We start from the raw sequence: 16,736 nt of genomic DNA, 5'->3' as shown, positions 1-16,736 counted from the left end.
TGAAATCCTAGTCTGAGCCGCAGTTGCGGCTCATTTTTTTCTATTTATCCCAACGGCGTGCCTTTCAACAATTTGCGTAGCCAAGTGCGGTTTGGATTGAGGGCATGCAAAATATCTTCGCCCAGCGGCAGCGGCTCGCCTAAAACCTGACAAACCAAGCTTTCCGCCAATAACGGCGCAGACGTTAAACCGCGTGAACCGAGTGCGCCGATAAGATACAGATTCGGATACACCGGCGCAGGAGCAATCGCTTGACGGCGACGGCGTAGATTGAACAGGTTGCGGTATTGTTCGGCGGTTTGTGCAAAGTGCGGTACGCAACCCATGATCGGCAAACGCTCGCGCGTGCTGCAACGCACCCCGATACGGGCTTGATTATCCTCGGCGTTGACTTCTCTCAACCAAGCGCAACCGGCTAAATTGTGCTGAATTTTTTCCACATTCTGGTGTTGCTCCGCCGGACTAAAAGTGCGGTCGGCACTGTTGCGCACATGGCTGGCACCGATACAATGGCTTTGTTGCTGCCAATCCGCCGGCGTTAAATAGCCGTCATAGCACAACACCGTTTTTAAATGGCGCAACTGTGCGCCGGTTCGGATTTGGCTGACCTGTCCGCGCACCGGGTACAGCGGCAGCCGTTCTGTTTGGCGGAATTGGGTTAATCGATGTCCGTTTGCCAACATCACCACTTGGTGTTGGAAATGTTCGCCTTGTGCGTTATTTAATCGCCAACCGTTTTCTTGCGGGTTCAGTTCCGTGATCGATTGGTTGAAACGAATCGTTAAACCGCACTTTTGTCCATCGTGTGGATAGACGGTTTGCAAATGGGCAAAACCGTTTTGCACCAGTTGTTGCGGCGCAAGCCAACCGCCTTTGGCAATAAACGCGCCGTCGCAAGGCAACTCGATTCCGCTTAAACGGCTAAGTTCGCTTTGGTCGCACAGACGGAATAAATCATCGCCCCATTGTTGCGCCGCAATGTGTGCCAATTTTTGTTTGACCTTACAGTTGTACGCGCAAATTGCCACCCCTTGCCAGCCGGATTCAAACGCAACGCCTTGCTCGATAACATCCTGAATCTGTTGCAATGCATAACCAAACGCGTGCGCATAAAAACGGCTGTTACGCCGATCATCATCGCTCAATTGCGGATAGAGTGCGCCCTGTTTATTGCCTGAGGCATTCAGCGCAGGTTGCGGATCTTCGCAATACACGGTGACTTTTAAGCCGCGTTTTAAACAGGAAAGTGCGGTGAACAGCGAGGCAACGCCGCCGCCGATAATTGCAACTTCGTTCACATCGCCGACCGCACTTTGCGCCAAATACCACGGCGTTTGCATTTGCGGCGCGTGATTTGGATTTTTATAACCGCATAACATCTCGCGTTTATGCGCAAAGCCTTTCCGCTTTGCCACCGTGAACCCCGCGGCTTGCAAGCCCTTGCGCACCGCACTTGCCGCGGTAAAGGTGGCAAAGGTGGCATTGGGCTTACTGTAACGAGACATCGCTTGGTAAAGATCATCATTCCACATCTGCGGATTCTTACTCGGCGCAAAACCGTCCAAAAACCACGCGTCGATTTTTTGCCGCATATAATCGCCCAACAGCGGCAAATTATCTTGAATATCGCCGAACCACAGATCCAAAATCGTGTCGTCGAAATGCAAACGGTGGCATCCGTTCAGCGCAAACGGATAATGGCGGCACAGGCGTCGGCTCAATGCGGCGAATTGCGGCAAAGTGCGGTGCGCTTGTTGCAGTTGTTGCGGGGTTAGCGGGTATTTTTCAAACGAGAGAAAATATAAGCGGGCTAGTTTATGCGCAGGATTTTGGCGACGAAATTCACGGAACAGCTGCACACAGGCAAAAAAGTTCAAACCGCTGCCAAAACCGCTTTCGGCGATCACAAAGTGCGGTTGCGCATGCTGCTGCCAACGTTGCAACAAGTTGTTTCCTTGCAGAAAAACATAACGGCTTTCGGCCAAACCGTCTTGTACGGAAAAGTAGATGTCATCAAACTGTAACGAAAGCGGCGTATTATCAGCGGTAAAACTCAGCCGGGCTGAGGCGGTTTTGAGCGTCTTGTTCATAGGCATTATGGTTTGTGGATTTTGCTTATTGTAGCGCGAAATCCTTAGGGGTGAAAATGCTGTCTGTTTTTTGAGCAAGCGAGAGGGTTAAAACCCGTCGGCAGGCAATAAAAACTTGCATTATTTTATTTTCATAGTAACTTGTTCAGCTAACAGTTGTAAGTTGAAATTTTGACATAAATTTTTTAATTATCGCATTTCGAGTAAGGATTGGAGTAAATGAAAAGAGCAGTTATCACCGGCTACGGTATCATTTCAAGTATTGGTAATAATAAAGCAGAAGTATTGGCGTCGTTGCAACAAGGTAAATCCGGGATTACAACTGTACCGGAATTTATCGAAGTGGGCATGCGCAGCCATATTGCGGGTACGGTGAAACTCGATCCGAAAGAGTTGATCGACCGTAAAATCATGCGCTTTATGGGCGACGCCGCAGCTTATGCTTATCTTTCGATGCAGGAAGCGATTGAACATTCGGGATTGACCGATGAAATGGTGTCGAATAACCGCACCGGTTTGGTGGTCGGCGCCGGTACCGGCTCGGCACACGGGCAGATCGTTGCCGCAGACGCCATGCGCGGACCGCGCGGCGTGAAAGCCATCGGACCTTATGCCGTGACCAAAACCATGGCGTCCAGCGTGTCCGCTTGTTTGGCGACACCGTTTAAAATCCGCGGCGTCAACTACAGTATCAGCTCGGCTTGTGCCACTTCGGCCCACTGTATCGGACATGCGGTCGAATTGATCCAACTCGGTAAACAAGATGTGGTGTTTGCCGGCGGGGCGGAAGAATTGGCATGGGAATGCGCCTGTGAATTTGACGCGATGGGGGCATTATCGACTAAATACAACGATACGCCGGAAAAAGCCTCGCGTACTTACGACGCCGCCCGTGACGGTTTCGTTATCGCCGGCGGCGGCGGTATCGTCGTAGTGGAAGAGTTGGAACACGCGTTAGCACGCGGCGCAACCATTTATGCCGAAATCGTCGGTTACGGCGCGTCTTCCGACGGCTATGACATGGTCGCGCCAAGCGGCGAAGGTGCGGTGCGTTGTATGCAGCAGGCGATGGCAACGATTGACGCGCCAATTGATTATTTGAACGTGCACGGCACCTCAACCCCGGTTGGCGATGTCAAAGAATTGGAAGCGGTAAGAGCGGTATTCGGCGATAACACCCCGGCGATTTCTTCGACTAAAGCCATGACCGGGCACTCATTAGGAGCGGCAGGTGTGCATGAAGCGATTTATTCCTTGTTAATGCTAAACCACGATTTTATCGCACCGAGTATTAACATCGAAGAATTGGATGAAAAAGCGCAAGGAATGAACATTATTACCGAAGTGCAAACCGATAAAAAACTGAATATCGTGATGTCAAACAGCTTTGGTTTCGGCGGCACTAACGCCACCTTGATTTTCAAGCGTTACGAATAACCGGGCATTATGATTTATCGGATAGGGCAATCCATTGTGGTTGCCCTATTTACATTGTTTTTAATATATTTCGGTCATGATTTTTAGCGATTAGGCGTAAAATAATCTCACCCTATTTACATTGACCAATTTTGTGAGTTAGTTTCTATGAACCAACCTGTTCCAAAGCCATTCCCGATTCCAGTCAACTATTTTGGTATTACGCTGGGTTTGTTTTCCATCGGTCTGGCATGGCATCATGCCGCGGCGTTGTTTGCCGGTTTGCCGCAATGGATAGATGAAATGTTGCTGTGCGTCAGCGGCGTGATTTGGTTAGCGCTGTTGGCGGTTTATATTGCCAAATGGGTTGTGGCACGGCAGAGCGCGCAAGCGGAATTACATCATTTGGTGATCTGCTGTTTTATCAGTTTGATTCCGATAACCGCCATGCTATTCGGTATGTCGTTATTATCATGGGCTAAACCGCTTGGCGTTAGTTTAATTGCATTAGGTACTGTCGGACAATTGCTGTTTGCCGCCTACCGTTCGGCCGGCTTATGGCGCGGTATCCATAAAGCCGAAGCCACAACGCCGGTTATCTATTTACCCACGGTTGCCGCCAATTTTGTCAGCGCGACCGCACTTGCCGAATTAGGTTATACTGCATGGGGCATGGTGTTTTTCGGCATGGGGCTGATTTCATGGCTAACCTTGGAACCGGCGGTGTTGCAGCGTTTGCGTAATTTAAATCCGTTGGATGACGCGGTTCGACCGGTAATCGGCATTCAGTTGGCGCCGGCGTTTGTTGCCGGCAACGCCTATTTTCACTTAAACGGGGGCGCAGTAGATACCATTAGCTTGATATTGCTCGGTTATGGCTTGTTGCAGGTGCTGTTTCTGGCGCGCTTGTTTCCTTGGATTTATACCAACGGTTTCAGCCTCGGTTTTTGGGGATTCTCATTCGGTTTAGGTTCATTGGCAAATGTTGGCATTTATTTAACGCAAGCCGATTTGCAGGGCATTGAGGCGATCGGTTTACCGCTGTTTTGGTTTGGCAGCATTGGTATTGCCTTGCTGTTTGTGGCAACCTTAATCCGTATTGCGCAGGGGCGTTTTTTGCTAAAATAAAGTCGCGCAAAACACATTCAAGTCTATAAAAAACCGCAAAAATCAGGTAATCTACCACATTACCTGATTTTTTATTTTTTACTGTCGGCGGAATTGCGAAAATGTCAAAGAAATTAACCAAAGCCCTTGATGCGATTGATATAAAAATTTTGGACGAATTACAGCGTAACGGAAAAATTTCCAATATCGATTTGTCGAAAAAAGTCGGGTTGTCGCCAACGCCTTGTTTGGAGCGGGTGCGCCGTTTGGAAAAACAGGGAGTGATCACCGGTTATCGTGCGTTGCTGAATCCGGAATTGCTCGATTCGCCGTTGTTGGTGATCGTCGAAATTACCTTGGTGCGCGGCAAACCCGATGTGTTTGAAGAATTTAACGCCGAAGTGCAAAAACTGGATGAAATTCAAGAATGCCATTTGGTATCCGGCGATTTTGACTATTTGTTGAAAACCCGCGTTGCCGATATGGCGGCATACCGCAAATTGCTCGGCACGACCTTGCTGCGCCTGCCCGGCGTCAACGACACCCGCACGTATGTGGTGATGGAAGAAGTGAAACAAACCAATTACCTGCAATTGAAAGCGAAAACAGAATAGACGTACACCATGATTCGAAATTTAAGACCGAAATACACGGCAAAACACTATATTACCGAAATGATTTTAGGCTCGATCGCCTTATTCGGGGTTTACCTGATTATCGCTTGGTCAAGCTACAGTCCGTATGACAACGCTTGGACCGTCGCCAGCCCGCAGCAAGGAGCCTTGAATAAAGCCGGCGCATTCGGCGCTTGGTGTATTGATATGCTGTTTGCCTTGTTCGGTTCGATTGCCAATTTTTTACCCTTTGTCTTGGTGATTTCATCGATCCTATTGTTGCGTAATAAATGGCGCGATCAATTCAGCAAAGGGCGGTTAGTGGTCAGATTGATCGGCTTCGTGCTGCTGCTGTGTGGCTTGACCGCACTTGCGGCCTTGCTGTTATCGAATAGCGATACTTATCTTGCCGGTGGCGTGTTGGGCGGTTGGTTGATCCAAAGCTTTTATCCGTCTTTCGGCGTGTTCGGCAGTTTTATGGCCGCCTTTTGTTTAACTGTGGTCGGTTTTATTCTCAGTTCGGGCATGTCGTTGGTGATGTTGCTGGTCAGCGCCTACCAATGGCTAACCGCAAAATATGAGGATGAAGAGCAAACGCAAGCCGAGGATGAATTAGAACCGACACCAATGAGCGCGGCGCCGGTTGAGCAGTTGGACGAAGTGATCTTACCGGAAAGCGTCTTGCGCGCCAGAGAGGCGGCGGCGAAAAGAGCGTTAGAAACCAAATTGGCTGAACGGCGTCAAGCGGATACAGCCGACAGGCAAAGTGCGGTAGCGCAACGGGTGATTATCGGGTTGCAACCGCAGCAACCATCGGCGCCGGCGGCAGCGGATCAGCAAGCGGAATTGCCATTAAGTGAAAATGACGATTTGCCGAATTTCGCACAATATCAGATTGAATCGACAGCGGAATTGCCAAAAGTATCGATTGCGAGCGCCAGCCCGGTGGGGCAAACGCTTGCGCCGTCAGAATTGTCCGTGCCGACCTTGGACGGCGTAGCGAAAGTCAGCTTGGCGACGGCGGCGAAGCAAACCGAAGTGCGGTTTGATGTTGATGATCTGTCGTCGGCAGAGGAGACAAACATCGATCTGAATGATGAATTGGCGCGCCAGTTTGCCGCACGGGAACAGCAACGTTTAGACGAAATGCAGCGGCAGGCAAAGGCATTAAATGCCGAAAAAGAGCTGCAAGTGATTTTAAACGGCGCACCGACGCCGGAAGTGGAAAGCACAAGTGCGGTCAAAACCACGCCGGATTATAAACCGTATGAAAACAGCTTGATTCACCCGCTGCTACAACCGAAAGTCAGCCATAAAGGCAAACCGAATACGCCGTTGCCAAGTCTGGATCTGCTCGAACAGCGCAAAGCGGAAGAGCAAGACATCAGCCGGGAAGAAATTGACGAAACCTCGGCACAGATCGAACACCAACTGCGCAATTTCAACGTCAAAGCCAAGGTGCAAAGTGTGCTGGTCGGACCGGTGGTCACCCGTTATGAGTTGGAATTGGAGCCGGGCACCAAAGCCTCGAAAGTCAGCGGTTTGGACACCGATTTGGCGCGTGCGTTGATGTTCCGTTCAATCCGCGTGGCGGAGGTGATTCCGGGCAAGCCGTATATCGGCATCGAAACCCCGAATCTGCGCCGCCAAACCGTCAGCCTGCGTGATGTGCTTGCCAGCAGCCAATTTAAGCAGAGCAACGCGATTTTGCCGCTTGCTTTGGGCAAAGACATCAGCGGCGAACCGATTGTAGTCGATTTGGCGAAAATGCCGCATTTGTTGGTGGCGGGTTCAACTGGTTCAGGGAAATCGGTCGGTGTTAACAGTATGATTTTAAGTCTGCTGTATAAACGCAAACCGGAAGAGGTGCGTTTTATCATGATCGATCCGAAAGTGGTCGAACTGTCGATTTACAACGACATCCCGCACTTGCTGACCGAAGTGGTCACCGATATGAAAAAAGCCGCCAATGCGTTGCGTTGGTGCGTGGATGAAATGGAACGCCGCTATCAATTGCTGTCGTCGCTGTATGTGCGCAATATCGAGGGCTTCAACGGCAAAATCGACGAAGCGGAAGCGATGAATTTACCGATTCCAAATCCGACCTGGCGTCCGGGCGACACCATGGATACCATGCCGCCGGCGCTGGAAAAATTGAGTTATATCGTAGTGATCGTCGATGAATTCGCCGATTTGTTGATGGTGGCAGGGAAGCAAGTGGAAGAGTTGATCGCACGCTTGGCGCAAAAAGCGCGCGCGGTGGGGATCCACTTGATTTTGGCGACCCAACGCCCGTCGGTGGACGTGATCACCGGCTTGATTAAAGCCAATATTCCAAGCCGGATTGCCTTTACCGTGGCGAGCAAAATCGACTCGCGCACCATTTTGGATCAAGGCGGCGCCGAGGCGTTATTAGGGCGCGGCGATATGCTGTATTCGGGGCAAGGCTCGTCCGAACTGATTCGGGTACACGGCGCGTTTATGAGCGATGAAGAGGTGTCGAAAGTCGCCGACGATTGGCGCGCGCGCGGTAAACCGCAATATTTGGACGACATCGTGGTGTCGCAAGAGGACGAAAACAGCGAAAGTGCGGTCGGTGCTGGTGATGATGATCTGGATGAACTGTTCGACGCAGTGACGGACTATGTGCTGAACAGCGGCAATACCTCGATATCCTCGATTCAACGTAATTTCAAACTGGGCTTTAACCGTGCGGCACGGATTGTTGATCAAATGGAAGCGCAAGGCATTGTTTCCGCGGCGAGCAACGGCAAACGTGAAATTTTAGCGCCGCGTAATCAATATGATTAAGACGCGCTTAAGAACCTATTGCTAAGCTGATTGTCTTATCTGTACGCAACTTGATTAAACGTATTAAAGGAAAGAGCATGAAATACCTGAACAAAACCGCACTTTTACGCCATACCGCACTTGCCGCGTTGCTGTTTTCAGCCGCCACCAATCTGTGGGCGGCGGCGGTTGACGAATTGCAACAACGCTTGGCGGAAGTGGGATCTTACAGTGCCGATTTTAACCAACGCGTCACCACCGCCAACGGTAAATTGGTACAAGAGGGGAATGGCAAATTCCAAGTGAAACGCCCGAATCTGTTCCGTTTGGACACTCAAAAACCGCAAGAAACCCAGATTGTCGCCGACGGCAAAACCTTATGGTATTACGATCCGTTCGTACAGCAAGTGACCGCACGCAAAACCGAAGATGCGATTGATAACACGCCGTTTATTTTGCTGACGACAAACGATCCGAAACAGTGGGCGCAATATACCGTCAGTCAAAAAGACGATACCTTTACCTTGAAGCCAAAAGCAAAAAACAGTGCGATCAAACAATTTGAAGTGCGGATCGACAAAAATGGGCTGCTACGCAATTTCAGCACCATTGAGCAAGACGGACAGGCGAATTTATATATGTTGCGCAATATGAATAACGTCACTCTGGATAGTAAATTATTCCAATTCAACGTGCCGAAAGGCGTGGAATTGGACGATCAGCGTTAACAAGTCAGGTCAATATGGCAAAAGGTGTGAATAATCTCTCGTTTGATTTTGCCGAAAGCGATTTTCGCCCGCTAGCGGCGCGCATGCGCCCGACTACGCTGGAGAATTACTTTGGGCAGTCGCATTTATTGGCGCCGGGCAAGCCGTTGCGTAAAGCGATTGACGCGGGGCATATTCATTCCATGATTTTGTGGGGCCCGCCCGGCACCGGCAAAACCACACTGGCGGAAATTCTGGCGCAGCGGATCAACGCCGAAGTGGAGCGGATTTCAGCAGTCACCGGCGGCGTGAAGGAGATTCGCGAAGCGATTGAACGCGCCCGCCAGAATAAACAGGCGGATCGGCGCACAATCCTGTTTGTCGATGAAGTCCACCGCTTTAATAAAAGCCAGCAAGATGCATTTCTGCCGCACATTGAGGACGGCACGATTATTTTTGTCGGTGCGACCACCGAAAATCCCTCGTTTGAACTGAACAGCGCGCTGTTGTCGCGTGCCAGAGTGTATCTGCTCAAAGCCCTCAGCCAAGCCGAAATCCAACAAGTGTTGCAACACGCCTTAACGGACAGCAAGTGCGGTCTGGGCGGCGAACGAGTTCAATTGGAAGAGAATTTACTGGCAATATTGGCGGAATATGTCAATGGCGACGCACGTCTCGCTTTGAACTGCCTTGAATTAATGGTCGATATGGCAGAGGAAGTTGATGGTGTGAAACAGCTTACGCAAGCGTTGTTGGTCGAAGTGCTGGGCGAACGCCAAGCCCGTTTTGATAAACAAGGGGATCGTTATTACGACCTAATTTCGGCGGTACATAAATCGATTCGCGGTTCCGCCCCTGACGCGGCGTTGTATTGGTATGCCCGGATTATTACTGCCGGCGGCGATCCGCTGTATGTGGCGCGGCGTTTGTTGGCAATTGCCTCGGAAGATATCGGCAACGCCGATCCGCGCGCAATGCAAGTGGCGCTTAGTGCGTGGGATTGCTTCACCCGTGTCGGGGCTGCCGAAGGCGAACGGGCGATTGCGCAAGCGATTGTCTATCTCGCCGTTGCGCCGAAAAGCAATGCGGTTTATCAAGCGTTCAACACCGCCAAACAACAAGCCACTCAATTCCCTGATTACGATGTGCCGGTGCACTTGCGTAACGCCCCGACCAAACTGATGAAATCCCTCGGCTATGGCGAGGAATACCGCTACGCCCACCACGAAGAAAACGCCTACGCCGCAGGGGAAAACTACTTCCCGCCTGAGCTGAAAGACAGCCGTTACTATTTCCCGAGCGAACGCGGCATGGAAGCTAAAATAAAGCAAAAATTGGATTGGTTGGCGCAACTCGATCAACAAAGCGCTAAAGTGCGGTATCAAGATCAATAGACCCTCAGAAAGGAGCAAGCCATGTTTCGATTAGACGACCCTCAATTACTCAAAACTGAATGCTACATCGACGGCAAGTGGCGCCAAGCCTTAAATGGCGAAACCGTTGCGGTGCTGAACCCGGCAACCGGCGATATAATTGCCGAAATCCCGCAAATGGCGGAGCAGGAAGCGTTGGACGCGGTAGCGGCGGCGCAAAAAGCGCTTAAAGCTTGGCAGCAAAAAACCGCCAAAGAACGCAGCCGTTTGCTCCGCAACTGGTTTGATTTGATCGTGCGGCATAAAAAAGATTTGGCGACCATTCTCACGCTGGAGCAAGGCAAACCGTTGGCGGAAGCGGAGGGCGAAGTGCTGTATGGCGCTTCTTACATCGAATGGTATGCAGAAGAAGCCAAACGGATTTACGGCGACACCATTCCGGCGCCGAGTGCAGATAAACGTATTATCGTCACCAAGCAAGCGATCGGGGTTTGCGCCGCGATCACGCCGTGGAATTTCCCGAATGCGATGATCACGCGCAAAGCCGCCCCGGCACTGGCGGCAGGCTGTACTTTTGTGATTCGTCCTGCTTCGCAAACGCCGTTATCTGCGTTGGCATTGGCGGAATTGGCGGAACGGGCGGGAATTCCAGCCGGGGTATTCAATGTGATTACCGGCAGTGCGACCCGAATCGGCAACGTGTTGACCGAAGACGATCGAGTGAAAAAATTCAGTTTTACCGGCTCTACCCAAGTAGGACGCTTGCTAATGCGGCAATGCGCCTCAACCATTAAAAAAGTCTCGTTGGAATTAGGCGGCAATGCGCCGTTTATTGTGTTTGACGACGCCGATTTAGACGCCGCCGTGGAAGGGGCGATTGCGTGCAAATTCCGTAATGCGGGGCAGACTTGTGTCTGTGCCAACCGAATTTATGTGCAAAGTGCGGTTTATGATGAATTTATCGCCCGCTTCCGACAGGCGGCTTCGCAACTGAAAATCGGCAATGGTTTGCAAGCCGGCGTCACCTTCGGACCTCTTATCGATCAAAGTGCGGTCGCCAAAGTGGAAGAGCATATTGCCGACGCGCTGAGTCACGGGGCTGAAATCGTGTGCGGCGGTATGCCTGCCGAACAAGGCGGATTGTTCTATCAACCGACGATTATGCGCAATGTCAGCGCCGAGATGAAAGTGGCAACGGAGGAAACCTTTGGGCCGCTGGCGCCGATTTTTAAATTTGAAACGGAAGACGAGGCGGTCGCAGCTGCCAATGCCACGGAGTTCGGTTTGGCGTCCTATTTTTATAGCCGCGACATCGGGCGGATTATGCGGGTTTCTGAAAAGCTGGAATACGGCATGGTCGGGGTCAACAGCGGCATTTTATCCAATGAAGCCGCCCCGTTCGGCGGGGTGAAACAATCCGGTTTAGGGCGCGAAGGCTCGAAATACGGCATTGAAGATTATCTGGAAATCAAATATATCTTATTGGGCGGCTTGGATAAATAAGTGAATGCCTGGCGATCAGCGCGGTAATCTTGTTACCGCACTTTATGTCATCGGCTGAGTTAACGGCTCGGTTGCGCGTCCTCCACCGGTGCCGGAGCGTTGTCTTGATTCAGCTCTAGCGCGTCCCAAATACTCGGTTGTTTTTCAACCGCACTTGGCGTCGTATTTTGCAGCGAGGTTGCCGCAGCCGGCGCTGTACCGCTCGGAACCGCCGTCGCGGCAGAAGCGCAAAAACTCTGGTTTTTATTTACCCACACCGGAATGGTGCGTCCGCTACCGCAATTCCAACTGCCGTTGTTGTTAATACCGATCCATTGCAAATTATCCAAGCGGGTTAAATTCAATTTAACCGGCGGAACACGTTCTAGATAATCACGATACACTGCCAACGCACCGCTTGCGCCGGTCAAACCGGTTTTACCGTTGTTGTCGCGCCCCAGCCACACCGTCGCCACATTTTCACCGTCAATCCCGACAAACCACGTATCGCGCGCCTCGTTGGTGGTGCCGGTTTTGCCGGCAAGTTGATAGCGGGCGAAATTCTGCTGCAAACTGCGCCCGGTGCCGCGCTCCACCGCTTGCTGCATGGCGTACAAGGTTTGAATCGCCGCTTCTTCCGGCACCACCTGTTCAGGCGTAAATGCGCGTTGGTAAATCGCTTCGCCGTTGCGCTGAAACACGCTTTCAATCGACGACAAGGCGACTTTTTTCCCGTCATTGGCAATCACTTGGTAGAGCTTGGTTACGTCATAGGGCGAAATCGAATAGGCTCCCAACAACATTGCCGGCACTTTCGGAATTTTGATCTGATCCCAGCCCATCGCTTTTTGGGTCTCGATCACCTTATCCAAGCCGACTTTCATGCCGATATTGACGGTCGGGATATTGAGCGAGCGCGCCAGTGCGTCGATTAACATCACCGAACCGCTGAATTTATTGTCATAGTTGCGTGGTTGCCAGTCGGCACTGCCTTTGATTTTAATCGTCAACGGGCGGTTTTCAACCGGGGTATTTAAACGGAAACGCTCCGGATCGCTCAATGCCGCCAAGTAAATCGAGGGTTTGACCAAAGAGCCGATTTGGCGCTGTGAACGCAAGGCGCGGTTGAAACCGGCAAATTTGGTTTGCACGCCGCCGACCATCGCCAATACCGCACCGGTGCGGTAATCCGCCACTATCATTGCCGCTTCCAAATCGCCGATTTTTTGTTTTAATTTCAATTGTTGTACCGCACCAACCAGCGCTTGTTCTGCGGCTTGTTGTTTGTTGATGTCGAGGGTGGTGAAAATGCGCGCGCCGGACAGATTATTGGCTTTGGTTTCGCCTAATTGCCGCTGTAAATCTTGCTGTAACAATTGCATAAACGCCGGTTGCGATTTGTTAATCGAACCGCGTGCCTGCACCCCAAGCGGGCGGGCGCTGAGCAAATCATACAATTTTTGATCGATCATCGCGTGTTCCAGCATGGTTTTCAGCACCACATTGCGCCGTTGCAGGGCGTTATTCGGGTTGCGCCACGGATTATACAGCGACGGGCCTTTGACCATGCCGACCAACAGCGCGATTTGATCAAGGCTGATTTCCTGCACCGGACGCCCGAAAAAGAATTGGCTGGCAAGGGCAAAACCGTGAATCTGGGTGTCGCCGTCTTGCGCCAGATAAACCTCATTCAAATAAGTTTCCAAAATCCGGTTTTTATCGTAACGTGCGTCCATCAGCACCGCCATTAGCGCCTCGTTGATTTTACGCGTCAGGCTGCGTTCGTTGCTTAAAAACAGGTTTTTCACCAATTGTTGGGTCAGGGTGCTGCCGCCTTGCACCGTTTGCCCGGCTTGAATATTGGTGATCAAGGCGCGGGTGATCCCCAATAAGCTGACGCCGTCATGTTGATAAAAACGGCGATCTTCGATTAACATCAGGGTGTCGAGTAGCAACCGCGGATATTGGTGCAGCGGGGTGGCGAGGCGATCTTCATTGTTGGATTGCAACATCGCGATCAATTTCGGATCAAAACGGAATTCATCGACGGTGCGGCGGTTGACCAAATCTTCGATCACATTCAGCCGGTTTTGTACAAAGCGCAAACGCAGCACCCGCTGCGGCTCGGCATTGTCGGGAAACGGAAACGCGCGGCGGATCATGACGATGGTGTCGTTTTCAATTTTGAAGTCGCCGGGCGTGCCGAGCAGGTTGGTTTGACGGTAGCCGTTTTCCAGCAACAAATTTCGGAGCGTGGCTAAGGTCGGCTGATCCGCTTGCCGCACGCTTTCAATCCGCCCGTAGACCTCCGCCGGCAGCTGCCACAATTTGCCGTCCATTTTCGAGCGGATTTGCCCGTCCAGATAGATCAAATAAAACACCACGCAGCAAAGTGCGGTAAAACCGACTTTCAGCCCGAACGTCAGGCAGTTGTGACGGTTAAAACGGCTTTTCGGCGCCGATTTCGCTTCGTTTTTTTTAGCGGCGGTTGAATTTGGCTTTGTCTTTTTTGCGGCGGTCATGCGTTTCGCTTTCTTATTTGTAAATGAGCGCAAATTGTACCATAGCCACGATAAGAAACCGCAACAATAATCCGCATTTAATTCTTGTTTTTAATACAGTCGCGCAAGGCGTCATCAATATGTTCAAAGCGGAATTCAAATCCGGATTTGAGCAAACGGCAAGGCAGAATGTTTTGGCTGTCGAGCAGCAGTTGCGCCCGTTCGCCGAAAACCAGTCTGAGGATAAACGCCGGTACGAAAGCAAAGTGCGGTCGGCGCAAAATGCCGGCTAAAGTGCGGTTAAACTCGCGGTTGCGCACCGGATTCGGGCTGCACAGGTTAAATGCGCCCTGGCAAGTCGGGTGGTTGAGCAGGAATTCAATTGCCGCCACCATATCTTGGCGATGAATCCAAGCCCAATATTGTTTGCCGGAACCGAGTTTGCCGCCCAAACCGCACTGATACAGCGGCAGCATTCTTGCCAACGCGCCGCCTTGGCTTGACAGCACATTGGCAGTGCGCAGCAGGCAAGTCCGGCTGTTGGCCCGCAGCGCCGCTTGTTCCCATTGCTCGCAGAGTTGCGCCGGAAATTGATCGCCTTTCGGATTGTCTTCGCTGACCGCACTTTCGCCGTTATCGCCGTAATAACCGACGGCAGAGCCGGAAATAAAGCTATGCGGCGGTGTTTTACCGGCGTTGATTAATTCGGCTAAACGTTCGGTTATGTCAACACGGCTGTCCACCAACTGATTTTTCTGCGCCTCACTCCAAGCATTGTCGAAAATCGGTTCGCCGGCAAGGTTGATCACCGCGTCATATTGATCAAAGGTGGAATAGCTGTTTAAGGTCGGCACGAATTCCAGATCGAGATCGGGGAATTTGGCGCGTGCCTGTGCGGGATTGCGACTTAATAACGTCAGTTCATGACCTTGCGCATGCAAAGTGCGGGTGAGCGGTTGCCCGACCAGCCCCGTACCACCGGTAATAAAGATTTTCATCATAGCCTCCGTTGCGCCTGTTTTGAGCGGATATTACAGCGATGTTTCGAACAGATGTTGAATATTAGACATCAACTGCGTCATTTCGGTTCCGCGGGTCGGGGTGACAAACACCGTATCATCGCCGGCAATCGTGCCGAGAATGCCGTCGTTTTTGCCGAGCGAATCCAACAAACGCGCGATCAGTTGCGCCCCGCCCGGGCTGGTACGAATCACAACCACCGCCGCATTGTAATCAATATCCAACACCAGATTTTTCAGCGGACTGCTGGTGTTCGGCAAACTGAGTTCCGGCGGCAGGCAATAGACCGTCTGCATTTTGGAATTGCGGATCCGCACCGCGCCGAATTTCGCCAACATGCGCGAAATTTTGGATTGATTGACTTGGTTAAAGCCCAGTTGTTGCAATGCCGTCACGATTTCACTTTGCGAGGCATATTTTTCTTCCGCCAGCAAGCTGCGGAAAGCATTGGTTAAAGAATCGTTTTTGGTTGCCATATTCATGAATATGTGTCTCTATGCAAAAAATATGCATAGATAGTGCATATTATTCAACGAAAAAGCAATCATATTTTGCTAAATTTGCGATATGCAATCACTATTTTTTAAAAATATGCTCAAGCTCTCAATATTGAACTTATCCGTTTGAATTAGCCGATTAAACCTTTTACACTAATAAAAGATAAATCATTTAATTTATTACATTAACAAGGAGTTTATGCATGAAAGTAGCAGTTTTAGGGGCAGCAGGCGGGATCGGTCAGGCTTTGGCGTTATTACTGAAATTACAATGTCCGGCAGGCACGGAACTTTCCCTATATGACATTGCGCCGGTAACGCCGGGCGTGGCGAAAGACATCAGCCACATTCCGACCGCAGTCAAAGCCGAAGGCTTTGCCGGGGAAGATCCGACCCCTGCCTTGGTCGGCGCCGATTTGGTGTTGATTTCCGCCGGTGTCGCCAGAAAACCGGGCATGGATCGTTCCGATTTGTTTAATATCAACGCCGGCATTATCCGCAATCTGATCGAAAAAGTGGCGGCAACCTGTCCGAAAGCCTGTATCGGCATTATCACCAATCCGGTTAATACCACCGTGGCGATTGCGGCGGAAGTGCTGAAAAAAGCCGGGGTGTACGACAAAAACAAATTGTTCGGCGTGACTACGTTAGACGTGATCCGCTCCGAAACCTTTGTGTCCGAATTGAAAGGCATTGCCTTGGATAAAGTGAAAGTGCCGGTGATCGGCGGACACTCCGGCGTCACTATTCTGCCGTTGTTGTCGCAAGTGGAAGGGGCGAGCTTCAGCGATGAAGAAATCGCCGGCTTGACCAAACGCATTCAAAACGCCGGTACCGAAGTGGTGGAAGCCAAAGCCGGCGGCGGATCGGCAACCTTATCCATGGCGCAAGCTGCGGCGCGCTTCGGCGTTTCGGTGTTAAAAGGCTTGAGCGGGGAAAGTGCGGTTGAATACAGTTACGTAGAAGGCGACGGCAAATATGCGCGCTTCTTCGCCGAACCGGTACGTTTGGGCAAAAACGGCGTGGAAGAAATTCTGCCGATTGGCAGCTTGAGCGCGTTTGAACAACAAGCAATCCAAGATATGTTGCCGACCTTGAAAGCGGATATCGAATTAGGCGAAAAATTCGTAAATAACTGA

General features: G+C 51.1%; 12 protein-coding genes. 8 read left to right on the top strand and 4 right to left on the bottom strand.

Going from position 1 to position 16,736, the window contains the following annotated elements:
* Positions 1-44: 44 nt before the first annotated feature.
* Positions 45-2,090 carry a bifunctional tRNA (5-methylaminomethyl-2-thiouridine)(34)-methyltransferase MnmD/FAD-dependent 5-carboxymethylaminomethyl-2-thiouridine(34) oxidoreductase MnmC gene (mnmC, locus tag ACQ31U_RS12250; protein WP_431052473.1) on the bottom strand — a complete coding sequence of 682 codons (2,046 nt, stop codon included), beginning with the start codon at positions 2,088-2,090 and terminating at the stop codon, positions 45-47.
* A gap of 219 nt (positions 2,091-2,309) precedes the next feature.
* Here mnmC and fabB point away from each other — a divergent pair, with 219 nt between their 5' ends.
* The 7 genes from fabB to ACQ31U_RS12215 all read left to right on the top strand — a co-directional run bounded on the left by fabB (position 2,310) and on the right by ACQ31U_RS12215 (position 11,600).
* Positions 2,310-3,527 carry a beta-ketoacyl-ACP synthase I gene (gene fabB / locus ACQ31U_RS12245; RefSeq protein ID WP_431052471.1) on the top strand — a complete coding sequence of 406 codons (1,218 nt, stop codon included), beginning with the start codon at positions 2,310-2,312 and terminating at the stop codon, positions 3,525-3,527.
* 147 nt (positions 3,528-3,674) lie between these two features.
* On the top strand, positions 3,675-4,634 hold the full coding sequence (gene tehA, locus ACQ31U_RS12240; RefSeq protein WP_431052469.1) for a dicarboxylate transporter/tellurite-resistance protein TehA: 960 nt from the start codon (positions 3,675-3,677) through the stop codon (positions 4,632-4,634).
* A gap of 101 nt (positions 4,635-4,735) precedes the next feature.
* Positions 4,736-5,227: a leucine-responsive transcriptional regulator Lrp gene (gene lrp / locus ACQ31U_RS12235; RefSeq protein WP_431052467.1), complete on the top strand. Its 492-nt coding sequence runs from the start codon at positions 4,736-4,738 to the stop codon at positions 5,225-5,227.
* A 9-nt stretch (positions 5,228-5,236) separates the two neighbouring features.
* Complete coding sequence (locus tag ACQ31U_RS12230) at positions 5,237-8,038, top strand: DNA translocase FtsK (protein ID WP_431052465.1); 2,802 nt, start codon at positions 5,237-5,239, stop codon at positions 8,036-8,038.
* A 77-nt stretch (positions 8,039-8,115) separates the two neighbouring features.
* On the top strand, positions 8,116-8,745 hold the full coding sequence (lolA, locus tag ACQ31U_RS12225) for an outer membrane lipoprotein chaperone LolA (RefSeq protein ID WP_431052463.1): 630 nt from the start codon (positions 8,116-8,118) through the stop codon (positions 8,743-8,745).
* Between the two features lie 26 nt (positions 8,746-8,771).
* A complete protein-coding gene (locus ACQ31U_RS12220; protein ID WP_431054344.1) occupies positions 8,772-10,118 on the top strand; it encodes a replication-associated recombination protein A in 1,347 nt (448 codons plus the stop codon).
* Between the two features lie 21 nt (positions 10,119-10,139).
* The gene (locus ACQ31U_RS12215; protein WP_431052461.1) at positions 10,140-11,600 is read left to right on the top strand and encodes an NAD-dependent succinate-semialdehyde dehydrogenase; all 1,461 of its coding nucleotides are present in this window, start codon (positions 10,140-10,142) and stop codon (positions 11,598-11,600) included.
* 59 nt (positions 11,601-11,659) lie between these two features.
* On the opposite strand, the gene mrcB is transcribed toward ACQ31U_RS12215, so the two are convergent.
* From mrcB to argR, 3 genes are all read right to left on the bottom strand, one after another.
* Entirely contained in the window at positions 11,660-14,101 is a 2,442-nt protein-coding gene (mrcB, locus tag ACQ31U_RS12210; RefSeq protein WP_431052459.1) for a penicillin-binding protein 1B, read from the bottom strand.
* A 77-nt stretch (positions 14,102-14,178) separates the two neighbouring features.
* Positions 14,179-15,078, bottom strand: coding sequence for a TIGR01777 family oxidoreductase (locus tag ACQ31U_RS12205; protein WP_431054343.1), 900 nt, complete (start codon positions 15,076-15,078; stop codon positions 14,179-14,181).
* 33 nt (positions 15,079-15,111) lie between these two features.
* Positions 15,112-15,576: a transcriptional regulator ArgR gene (argR, locus tag ACQ31U_RS12200; protein WP_431054342.1), complete on the bottom strand. Its 465-nt coding sequence runs from the start codon at positions 15,574-15,576 to the stop codon at positions 15,112-15,114.
* A gap of 224 nt (positions 15,577-15,800) precedes the next feature.
* On the opposite strand from argR, the gene mdh reads away from it, so the two are divergent.
* Complete coding sequence (gene mdh, locus ACQ31U_RS12195) at positions 15,801-16,736, top strand: malate dehydrogenase (RefSeq protein WP_431052457.1); 936 nt, start codon at positions 15,801-15,803, stop codon at positions 16,734-16,736.

It is taken from the genome of Testudinibacter sp. TW-1 (genome assembly GCF_050613185.1).
GTDB lineage: Bacteria > Pseudomonadota > Gammaproteobacteria > Enterobacterales > Pasteurellaceae > Chelonobacter.
This window is presented reverse-complemented; position numbering and strand designations above follow the sequence as displayed.